11 protein-coding genes are annotated in these 10,144 nt (G+C 49.5%); 3 read left to right on the top strand and 8 right to left on the bottom strand.

Annotation, left to right across the window (positions count from 1 at the left end; all coding sequences use genetic code 11):
- Window positions 1–17 precede the first annotated feature (17 nt).
- Window positions 18–134, top strand: a complete 117-nt coding sequence (locus tag Q0231_RS05170) for a diguanylate cyclase (RefSeq protein ID WP_299345923.1) — start codon at window positions 18–20, stop codon at window positions 132–134.
- A gap of 259 nt (window positions 135–393) precedes the next feature.
- Entirely contained in the window at window positions 394–735 is a 342-nt protein-coding gene (locus tag Q0231_RS05165) for a hypothetical protein (protein ID WP_299345920.1), read from the top strand.
- A 22-nt stretch (window positions 736–757) separates the two neighbouring features.
- Here Q0231_RS05165 and Q0231_RS05160 read toward each other — a convergent pair whose 3' ends face one another.
- Complete coding sequence (locus Q0231_RS05160; protein WP_299345917.1) at window positions 758–1,708, bottom strand: nucleoside hydrolase; 951 nt, start codon at window positions 1,706–1,708, stop codon at window positions 758–760.
- A 455-nt stretch (window positions 1,709–2,163) separates the two neighbouring features.
- On the opposite strand from Q0231_RS05160, the gene Q0231_RS05155 reads away from it, so the two are divergent.
- Complete coding sequence (locus Q0231_RS05155; protein WP_299345915.1) at window positions 2,164–3,090, top strand: calcium/sodium antiporter; 927 nt, start codon at window positions 2,164–2,166, stop codon at window positions 3,088–3,090.
- A gap of 62 nt (window positions 3,091–3,152) precedes the next feature.
- Here Q0231_RS05155 and Q0231_RS05150 read toward each other — a convergent pair whose 3' ends face one another.
- The 7 genes from Q0231_RS05150 to Q0231_RS05120 form a co-directional block, all read right to left on the bottom strand.
- Window positions 3,153–3,467 (bottom strand): TraR/DksA family transcriptional regulator, encoded by a 315-nt coding sequence (locus Q0231_RS05150; protein WP_299345912.1) that lies wholly within the window; start codon window positions 3,465–3,467, stop codon window positions 3,153–3,155.
- 79 nt (window positions 3,468–3,546) lie between these two features.
- The gene (locus Q0231_RS05145) at window positions 3,547–4,938 is read right to left on the bottom strand and encodes an MATE family efflux transporter (RefSeq protein WP_299345909.1); all 1,392 of its coding nucleotides are present in this window, start codon (window positions 4,936–4,938) and stop codon (window positions 3,547–3,549) included.
- An 18-nt stretch (window positions 4,939–4,956) separates the two neighbouring features.
- Window positions 4,957–5,556: a DUF2239 family protein gene (locus tag Q0231_RS05140; protein ID WP_299345906.1), complete on the bottom strand. Its 600-nt coding sequence runs from the start codon at window positions 5,554–5,556 to the stop codon at window positions 4,957–4,959.
- A gap of 92 nt (window positions 5,557–5,648) precedes the next feature.
- Window positions 5,649–6,656: an alpha/beta hydrolase-fold protein gene (locus Q0231_RS05135; protein WP_299345903.1), complete on the bottom strand. Its 1,008-nt coding sequence runs from the start codon at window positions 6,654–6,656 to the stop codon at window positions 5,649–5,651.
- A gap of 144 nt (window positions 6,657–6,800) precedes the next feature.
- Window positions 6,801–8,045, bottom strand: a complete 1,245-nt coding sequence (locus Q0231_RS05130; RefSeq protein WP_299345900.1) for a Tm-1-like ATP-binding domain-containing protein — start codon at window positions 8,043–8,045, stop codon at window positions 6,801–6,803.
- Window positions 8,046–8,054: 9 nt separating this feature from the next.
- Complete coding sequence (locus tag Q0231_RS05125) at window positions 8,055–9,542, bottom strand: aldehyde dehydrogenase (protein WP_299345897.1); 1,488 nt, start codon at window positions 9,540–9,542, stop codon at window positions 8,055–8,057.
- A gap of 2 nt (window positions 9,543–9,544) precedes the next feature.
- Window positions 9,545–10,144: undecaprenyl-diphosphate phosphatase (locus Q0231_RS05120; RefSeq protein ID WP_299345894.1), on the bottom strand; the 600-nt coding region annotated here is incomplete at its 5' end.

Genomic DNA, 10,144 nt, shown 5'->3' with positions numbered 1-10,144 from the left:
TCAGCGTCACCACAAGTATCGGTATTTCTCGTTATCCAGAGCATGGTGAAGATCTTGAAACGCTCATTCAAGCAGCTGACAGTGCTATGTACGAGGTCAAAAAGTCCGGCAAAGGCGCGGCGGCGTCCGCTTGAGAATGGCTAAAGCCGTTTAGCGCAGGCGGCTGAAGTGGTATTTAAACCGCTGAAATACTGCGCTCCCCCTCTGTTACAAAGATGGATTAGATAAAAGAAGTTATGGAATTTATTTGGATTTTATTTGGTCACTTCATGGGTACGCCAATAAAGTTTTCTGCGCAACGCAAACTTGGAATGCAGTGTATCAACATGGAGAGCTCGAACTGTTTGATGACGTTGAGGAACTAAAGCGTTTACCGACAAAGAGGAAAGTCTTATGGCTAAACAATTAATTATAATCGTTTTACTAACAGGCGCGGCAATTTTTTTTCAAAATGAACTGAACATTTTCTTAGATGCCCTGCTCTATGCCCATGCCGTCATTACTCAAGCATTACAGATTGCGTTTTCGGAAGGCAGCACTGGGATATTAATTCAAAAAATCATTGCATTACTCCTGCTGCCTCTTTTTTCTGGGATGATCGTAGCGACTATTTACTGGCTGTTTAAAAGAACCCAAATGCCACATACCATGGCAATCATTTGGACAGTATGGCTTGTGTTGCTGGTGGCAATTACCTCAAATTATTCTGAAAAAAACAAACAACAAAAGCCCTAATTTCATGCAACGTAAGAACCGGCTAATATTGCGCCAATCGTTCAATCAATAATGCAAAGAATCTTTGCTTGTTTGCCTTAAATGCCCATTCAACGTTCGGGGTATTTTCAGTCACCCCCCAAAAGTCCACAGCTGTGTGTCCCCTTGTCAATTTGCTTGTGGTTTCTATGGCTACATGACAGGGTTTTAGATCAAAAATAGATGGCTCAAGCAACCAAGCAATTGTGCACGGGTCGTGCAACGGACCGCCCTCAGCGCTGTATTTTGCCGCGTCATATTGACCAAAAAAATCAAGCATCCCGGCAGAAGCATGCGCCACCTTATTGTCGAGCGAGCGAATATCGGCCACCAATTGGGGGTCTGTCATCACTTGGTGCGTCACATCCAAGCCAAACATCACGATGGGACGGCCACAACGCATCACCACATCTGCTGCGTGCGGATCAACGTAAATATTAAACTCGGCAGAAGGCGTCACATTGCCCCCTTCAAAACTCGCACCACCCATCAGAACAATTTGTTTGATCTTGGGCAAAATGTCAGGCGCCTTGCGCAACGCCATTGCAATATTGGTTAGAGGCCCAGTTGGTACCAACGTGATTTCGTCGACATCAGCAGCACGCAACGTTTCAATGATGAAGTCAACGCCATGCTGATCGCGTTTTTTGATCGTCGGCTCAAAAAAATCGATGCCATCAATCCCCGTTTCGCCATGCAAATACTCCGCGGTGAACAATTGCTCGACCATAGGACCATCACATCCTGCAAAAACAGGAACATCCAAACGCCCCGCCATCTCCACAAGAATTCGACAATTCAACTCTGTACGTGCCAATGGCACATTGCCGCCACACGCCACTATGCCACGCACATCAAGTTCGGGCGCGTTAAGCGCCAAGAACAGCATAAGCGCGTCATCCTGGCCGGGATCGCAATCGATAATTATTGGGATTTTTTGTGACGAGTTTGACATAGATCCTCCAGTATCCAGCAGACTCTATCTTGTTCAAAACTTCAATTGTCAACCTTCTCACCAATTGACGGGCGACCCGATGGATAAACCAAACGAGCCGCCCTATTCGGGTTAGGGCCGAATAGTTCGCGGCTCAATAGGCTCAATTGGATTGATTGGAGCAGTGCCGAAGCCAATTTGGAATGAAGGTTCACTCAAAACCATGAAACGGAGCACAATCCATATGAGGCTAAATTTTATTCGTGGGGCAATTAGTATTCCAAAAGGACATTATCGCTGGACGGGGCTAGAAGTGCAACGTTGCAAAGCTATAAGATAGTTTTCTCAGCCTTTGAAAACGAATACCCTCTGGGCGCACAAATATTGTCTTCAGCCACTTGTGGCGCAAGGCGGTCACCACCACCTTCAGCAGGTTGCAATAATGCAATTTGAACTTTCGATATCGGATGCACTTGATGGCATTAACTCTTCTCTATTTATTCGCTGGTTTGATCTTGCTGTTTGTGGGCGGTGAAAGCCTCGTGCGCGGCAGCGCAGCTCTGGCGGTTCGCTTACGTGTACCCGCATTTGTAGTCGGCCTTACTATTGTGGGGTTTGGAACATCGATGCCAGAGTTATTGGTTTCGCTAAGCGCGGCACTAAAGGGTGCACCAGACATTGCAATGGGCAATGTGGTCGGATCAAACATCGCAAACATCCTGCTCATTCTTGGTGTTTCGGCCCTGCTCCTGCCCCTGAAACAAGAGTTTTCTAAATCCGCACGCGACATTGGCGTGATGGTCTTTGCCGGATTACTGCTTGTCGGGCTGAGTGCGATTGGCATTATCGAGCGTTGGGCTGGTCTCTTGATGGTGGGTTCACTCGCAACCTATGTGATTTACATTCTATTCTTTGCAAAACAAGGAACAGAGGCGCAGGTTGAACTCCCAATTTCAAGTAATGGCCTGCTGAAAGAAATAGCCTTCGTCGCAATCGGTTTGGTAAGCCTCGTCATTGGGGCTGAATGGCTGGTAGACGCTTCAACAACCATTGCGCGGTCGTTTGAAATACCAGAAGCCGTTATCGGACTGACAATCGTTGCAGTGGGCACAAGCCTGCCAGAACTTGCAACTTCTGTAATGGCCGCATTAAAACGAGAATCCGATATCGCGGTCGGTAACATTTTGGGATCCAACATTTTCAATATTTTGGGAATCCTAGGCGTCACCGCCATCATTACGCCAATTGCAATAAGCCCAACCATGGCAACGTTTGATATACCAGTAATGATTGCTGTTTTCTTCTCACTTGCCTTGCTGATCTTTTTCCTGGGGAGGATAAGTCGCATTGCTGGGATTAGCGCACTCACACTCTACGCGGGTTATGTCGCATATCTATACTAGCTCCCTAAACAAAAAAAGGCACCGCGAACGGTGCCTTTTTCTTAAGCCGATACAATGGGACGCTACATACAGTGTTTGCACTTGGTAGCATAAGCAACAATATCTAACCGTGCTTCTGAGATGTCTTCGCCACAAGAAATGCAGACGCCGTAGGTTCCATTTTCCATTCGGCCGAGCGCGTTCTCTATTTTTTGCAGTTCTTGCTTTCCTGCATTGCCCAGCCCCTCAAGCATCTCATCATCTTCGCGCTCAACAGCACGTTCTTCCACATCAGGGTCTGGAGTATCATCCAATCGGTCTTCAATTTTGTGCAAACGCTCATCAAGCTCCGCTTTGCGAGCCTGCAAACGGGTCCGGTAAATCTCTAAATCACGCATAATACACCCCTTTCAATCGTTGAGCACATTGTGTCAGAGATGGGCTTGCGCCAAATTGATCTGGCGCAAGTCAAAGCTTTTATGCAGGCACCGGCAAAAACACGCCACCACGATAACCTTTGCGCTTTTGCACAATCGCCAGCACCGCAATGGTTAGTCCAACCATAATGATATCTCCAATTGGAGCAGCAATCCAAATACCAGACTCGCCCAAAAACCGCGGCACTGTAAACAACAACGGCAGACCAATCAGGTAATTGCGTGAAAGGCTTAAAACTGCAGCACGTTTGGCGTCACCAATTGCCTGAAAGAAGCCGGATAGAATTATGGCAGGACCCGCCGTAAAATACATGATCATGACATAGGGCAGCACACGCGCGGTCTCAGCAATCATATCCGCATCTTTGACGAACGAGCCAGCAATTGGACCTGCAAATGAGATAAAGACCACTTCAATAATTACGCAATAAACCAAGGCCACAATGAGTGCCGTCTTGGTGCTGACATTCACACGCGCGGGTAATTTGCCGCCAAAATTGTTGCCAGCGATAGACTGAAATGCCATCGAAATCCCGAGCAATGGCATGAAGGAAAAAGTCATAAGCCGTGTGATGATGCCATAGGCCCCAACGGTCACCGTATAATCATCAGAACCATAGATCTTGAGCAAAGCGACAACACTGCCCGCGATCAAAGAGATTGAAAGATAGTTCAAACTCAGCGGCGCGCCCAAGGCCAAGTTTTCTTTTGCTACCCGCACAAATGTCGACATACTTGGCAGATGAAAACCCAGCTTTGAAAACCCACGCAACCGATAGGTCATGATTGCACTCAGCGAGCACAGCTGGGCAGCAACTGTACCCCAAGCAGAACCAGCGACGCCCATATCAAGCATCACGATGAAGATGTAATTGAAAACCATATTGAGCAACGTCACACCGACCGAAACCAGTGTCATGAACCCCATCTTCCCTTCGCTGCGTAAAGCATCAAATTGAACAGAGAGGATGAAGATCAGTGGCGAGGTAAACATCATGATCGACATGTATGTCCATGCCATGCGCGCCAACTCCGGGTCACCATCAGTAACCCACGCCACCAATTGATGGCCAAAAACCAAAAAGACCAACATTAAAACAGCACTGACGGCGATCCCCATAACTATGGCCACGGCAAAACTGTCGGCCGCTCCCCGCAAGTCGTTCGCCCCAAGTCGACGCGCAACGATGGAAGCAAAGCCGTTTGAAATCATTGTGGTCAGCGAATAAATCAGCATTTGCACCGGAAACATAACCGTGACGGCAGTCAGTGCAGCGGAGCCGACAAAGATGCCAAGAAAATAGGCATCAACAAGATTAAACAGACCATTGACCACCATGATCATGATAATTGGCAAAGCGGTTGTCAAAAACAGTTTGCCGATGGGCTGGGTCAAATAGTTATTATTTTCAACAGTTTGAGATTCAGTCATGAATCATTTCCTTAATAGTCACGCACCCGCAGGTGGCAAAAAAACATCTCTTGAAATCTGGGCTAAGTGATTTTTCAACCCGATAGGCCAATCTGCAATTTGTGCAAAAAACTGCTCTCCATCACCGGCAAAAAGCGCCCGAATGGCCTCTTCGTAATTGGGCAAGTCTCCGGCTACTGCCGTCATAAGTTTGTATGCGGTCTGCTGCCCTGCACGTTTATCCTTGTCGCCATCGGCCACATGCATCGCCTCACCCACCAGTTTGCGCAATGTCACAGATGCACCGCCCCGCTGCTCACGCAGCCATTCCCAATGACGCGGCAACAAAGTCACCTCTTTGCTCACAACTCCGAGCTTGGGGCGCCCAGGTCGCTTGGGTGGCGCAACGGCTTCTTCCAACGGCTGTTTGCTGGCCATTCGACCGAAGACGTCTTCCATTGATCCGCGCAGGTCCAACTCAATGACGTTGGATTTCTGGTTGTCAAAAACCAAAATCATATCATTTGGGTTTTGATCATGGTGCCGCTTCACTTCGTGCACCACTTCCGCCAACGCACCACTGGCGATCAACTCATGGCCCACAAAGGCAACACATTCCAAATCTGGTGAATAAGTCACAACAATAGTCTCCGCGTTTTGTTGCGAGAGTAATACCGGGGTAAAACTATGGAGTCAATAACACCCGGGTAAAATATTTTACCCGGATAAAACTAGCTTAGTTTGTCAGCCAAATAGGGCAAACTGCGGTCATATCGATAATCAATCGAGAAATGGTCATCTGGGAATTCTTCGTACACATGATCAATTCCCGCTCCATTCAACTTGTTTTGCATCCGACGCGCCACATAAACAAAATTGAACTGATCGACATCCCCGCAATCAAGCCAAATGCCTTTGAGGCTTTTCAAGTCCTCGATATGCTGATCAAAAATATGCAGCGGGTCCCACTCAAGCCACTTGGCCCAGCGCGACTTATCAAGTTCGCAAGTGTGCAAATCTACGGGTAATCTGATCCCACAAAAGGCTTCCGGATCAGGGTCATAAGTTGCCCCCATCGCCAAAATCATAAGGGCGTGAATGTCATCGTGACTTGGGTTGTGGTTTTCTTCAACTGCCCCCACAAACTTCTCGACTGATCCATCATGTTTTGCCAATGCACGCAAGGCTTTGGGCATATCTGGCAGATATGCAACTTCAAACCCCATATCGCCTGAATGGCAAGCAATAGCAGACCATGTATCTGCATAAAGCATGGCGTGGATCATCGCCGCATATCCACCGGACGATTTGCCGATAACGCCACGTTTGCCATCGCCACCGCAACCAAATCGACCTTCGATTTTGGGCAGCATTTCCTTGATCAAAAAGTCCGCCCAGTTCCCCATGGCCGCAGAGTTGATATATTGATTGCCGCCAAGTCGGGTAAAGCAATCTGGAAAGACAACAACGCAGGGCTGCATTTCACCACTAGCAATCAAACGGTCCAATCGTGCCGGCACATTCTCATCAAACCCTCGCCAATTGGTGCGGCTCAAGCCACTCCCCGTGTATCCAGCTAAATCAACGATGATAGGCAAGCCCACACCATCGTGTCCGTGGGGCACATAGACGTCCACGTCACGCAGAGTATGATCGCTAAGCATGTTCGATGTTAGCGCTTCAGATTGAACCTGAATGCGATGAATGGCGCCCTGTGGCAGAGAGTAATCGCGACGCATATGTCACCCCTTGTTTCATTTGAAGCAAAGGTAACAAGCAACAAAAAATCCAGCTACAGCATTTTTGGCTCAAAACGCAGATTTACAGCCATTCACCCCATTGAGTTCTGATTTAGTTTCGCCCATTATCATTGCATAGGCTTTTTAGTTTGCTTTTCGCACAACAATGCCTTGGGCCAACCACTCATCAAAAATCGCTAGCGCCGTTTCGCAAAACTGAGCATCATTGATGTGGCAATCAAGTTCTGTAAACCCAACGGGTGGCTGCACAAACTTTGATAATTCTTCAACAAAGGCCGCATGACTTTGCGGTTCATGCGCTGGTTCACCCGGCTTGTCCCATTCTTCAACACCCTGCTTTGGCGAGATTACATGCACAGGCGCTTTGCTCTCTAATGCCCTGGCCCCAATCTCGCGCGCAACTTGTCGGCGCTCCTCAGCATTCAACGTTGCCGACGCCAACAATCGATTATGGGCATGAAAAGATCGATCGCTAAACTGATCAGGAAACGGTTGCCAACCGGGGAAATCCACCAAATCCACGCAGCCAGGGGCAATAATGGCAGGCGTTTTTGAAGCAGCTGCCCCGCGCAACCGATTGGGTCCCGAATTCACACTTGAGCCCATCATATGATTACCCATTTCTTGCGGCGCAAAGTCCATCACACATGCAAAAGCCCCTTCCCGCGCCAAATTCTCAAACGCCATACCGCCCATGCCCGTCGCATGAAATATCGCCACTTCAAAACCACGCTCTTCAAGCGCAGGTTTGAGCACTTTCATATATTTCAAGCACGACGAACCAAGACTGGTCATGCCAACCATTGGCTTTTTTTGTGTCGGCATTTCCACCGCACGCGCCGCGCCCAAAACGGCACCCGCCGCTTGGCTCAGCGAAGCTTTGCAAACCGAATTAAGGCCATAAAGACCACCCGCCCACAAAATCATTTGTGTATCAGTTGCCAACCGCTCAGCAGGGATCAGAGTTGAAAATGCAATGGTGGAGATAATGTATTTCGGCACCCCAAGCGGCAACGCCCGCGCGCAATCCAGCGCAAGATCAGTCCCCATGGACCCGCCCATCGCGATCATGCCATCAATACGCCCGGCCTTATGCAGCATTTGGCAAAGCGCCGACGATCCGCGCGCCATAATTTGCATGGCAGTGTTTTCATCGCCACTATCGATGGCCTCGTCAATGGAAGAATTGGCGGCTTCCGCCACTTGATGCTTGGAAATGTCAGTAGGCATCGCCGGATCACCCAACACACTCACGTCCATAGTGAGCACCTTACCGCCCTGCCCCTGAATAGCTTTAGTTAGATAGTCCAATTCATCAGACTTGGTATCATAAGTGCCAATCACCAATATTGTTTTGTCTTGTGTCATCAGTGCCACCTACAATTGAATCCAAGCCGTCTTCAGGTTTTCAAATTTCTCTAAGGCATGCAGCGATTTGTCCGCTCCATTGCCCGATTGCTTCATGCCAGCAAGCGGCACATTGTTGCCCGCACCGCCGTATGTATTTACATGTACCACGCCAGATTTGATATTGCGCACCATCCGATGGGCCCTCGACAGATTGGACGTCCAAACCGCTGCGGCCAAACCAAAGTCGGTGCCATTCGCCAATGCAATCGCTTCTTCTTCGCTATCAAATGGCGTAACGGCAACCACGGGACCAAACACTTCGTTTTGGAACAAATCCATCTCTGGTCGAACATCTGTAAAAATCGTGGGCTGCATATAATAACCGCCTTTTTCGGCGTGCAGTTGCTTACCCCCACAAACCAAAGTCGCCCCCTCAGCAATAGCGCGTTCCACAAAATCTAGATCACCTTCTAGCTGCTGCTTGGTCGTGATTGCGCCAATATTGTTGGCAAGCTCCAACGGGTCCCCCACAATCAGCTTTTCGGCCTGTACTTTCAACCGCTCAACAAATGCATCATGGATGGACCGCTCCACCAAAATGCGCGAACCAGCCACACACACTTCACCTGAATTGCGGAAAATGCCAGCGGCCGAAACCTTAGCTGCATGGTCAATGTCTTCGACGTCTGCAAACACCACGTTCGGCGATTTACCGCCCAATTCGAGGTAAAGCCGTTTCATGTTCGACCGCGCAGCATAATCCATCAACCGGCGACCTGTACCACCGGAACCTGTGAAGGTGATGATATCAATGTCTTGATGAAGGCCCATCGCCTCGCCTGCCACAGCGCCATTGCCGGTGATGACATTCAAGACACCCGCAGGCAATCCAGCTTCCATGCACAATTCCACCAACCTAAGCAGACTTAGTGATGCCGCTTCCGAGGGCTTTAACACGACAGAATTCCCTGCCGCTAATGCAGGTGCAATTTTCCATGCGCCAATCATTAAAGGGAAATTCCAAGGCACAATCGCCCCGACAACCCCAACCGGCTCGCGATGCACCAGCGCCAACACATTGTCCGCAGTCGGCGCGATCTCGCCATAAGCCTTGTCGATCGCCTCAGCATAGAACCGAAATGTTCCCGCAGCTGAACCGGGTTCCGCTTTCAGCGCCATTCCGATTTCGGTACCATTGTCTCGCACCCCGAGCACAGCAAGCTCTTTTGCGTTCTGATCAATCAAGTCCGCAATCTTGTGCAAAATCTTCATGCGCCCAGCCGGTGCCATGCGAGACCAGTCACCACGTTCAAACACATCACCCGCCGCGCGCACCGCGACATCAACATCATCAGAGGTTGCCGCAGCAATGGTGGTGAGCTTTTGCCCATCGATTGGGCTAACTACCTCAATCACCCCACCATCAGACGCATCCTGCCATTCGCCATTGATCAGCAACTTCTGCGGCGCAATCGCCTGACGACGCAAACCGTCAATCTCAACTTGAGTAATCATAATCAAACGTCCTCAGATTTCTTTGCTCGAAAGAGCGAATAGATATGCGCCACCAAAACGATCACAATGATACCAAACAACACCTGCGCCACTGGCCGTTCGATAAACTCAAATATATTTTCAACCCGCGCCATGCTCGTGCGAAATTTAACTTCCATAATTCCACCCAAAACCATCCCGAGAATGATCGGGACGATTGGCAAATTCAAACGCTTGAGCATTAAGCCGAACATGCCAAATGCAGCTGCAATGGCGCAATCGCGCAGGGCAGCAATGTTTGCATCAAGAGCGGCCTCTGCCCCGAGCAGTATTCCCGAGGCCATGATGGTCGGGATCGACATCAGCATCGACAGGCGCGCTGCATCGACGCGTTTGTACCCCAGTCCGCGCGCCATGGTCATCGTGACGCCAGATCGGCTGGCACCCGGGATCAGCGCGATGATCTGGGCGAGGCCCATGGCGATGGCATCTTTCAAGGTCCAGTCATCCGCAGTTTTCGCCTGACCGCCGAACCTGTCGCCGATGTATAGCGCGACGCCGAAGATGACAGTCGACCACCCGATGACGGCGACAGACCTGAGTTGATCGTTCAGCCCGCTCAA

Origin of the sequence: uncultured Maritalea sp., assembly GCF_937139385.1 — a bacterium.
In the GTDB taxonomy this organism is placed as follows: Bacteria; Pseudomonadota; Alphaproteobacteria; order Rhizobiales; family Devosiaceae; genus Maritalea; species Maritalea porphyrae_A.
Note: the sequence above shows the minus strand (reverse complement) of the source record. Positions and strands in the feature narration are given on the sequence as shown.

What these genes read in the sequence shown, in the direction of transcription:
- Q0231_RS05155 (WP_299345915.1), top strand. Translation starts at nt 2,164, where the DNA reads ATGGCATTAACTCTTCTCTATTTATTCGCTGGTTTGATCTTGCTGTTT.
- Q0231_RS05165 (WP_299345920.1), top strand. Translation starts at nt 394, where the DNA reads ATGGCTAAACAATTAATTATAATCGTTTTACTAACAGGCGCGGCAATT.
- Q0231_RS05125 (WP_299345897.1), bottom strand. Translation starts at nt 9,542, where the DNA reads ATGATTACTCAAGTTGAGATTGACGGTTTGCGTCGTCAGGCGATTGCG.
- Q0231_RS05160 (WP_299345917.1), bottom strand. Translation starts at nt 1,708, where the DNA reads ATGTCAAACTCGTCACAAAAAATCCCAATAATTATCGATTGCGATCCC.
- Q0231_RS05135 (WP_299345903.1), bottom strand. Translation starts at nt 6,656, where the DNA reads ATGCGTCGCGATTACTCTCTGCCACAGGGCGCCATTCATCGCATTCAG.
- Q0231_RS05150 (WP_299345912.1), bottom strand. Translation starts at nt 3,467, where the DNA reads ATGCGTGATTTAGAGATTTACCGGACCCGTTTGCAGGCTCGCAAAGCG.
- Q0231_RS05145 (WP_299345909.1), bottom strand. Translation starts at nt 4,938, where the DNA reads ATGACTGAATCTCAAACTGTTGAAAATAATAACTATTTGACCCAGCCC.
- Q0231_RS05130 (WP_299345900.1), bottom strand. Translation starts at nt 8,045, where the DNA reads ATGACACAAGACAAAACAATATTGGTGATTGGCACTTATGATACCAAG.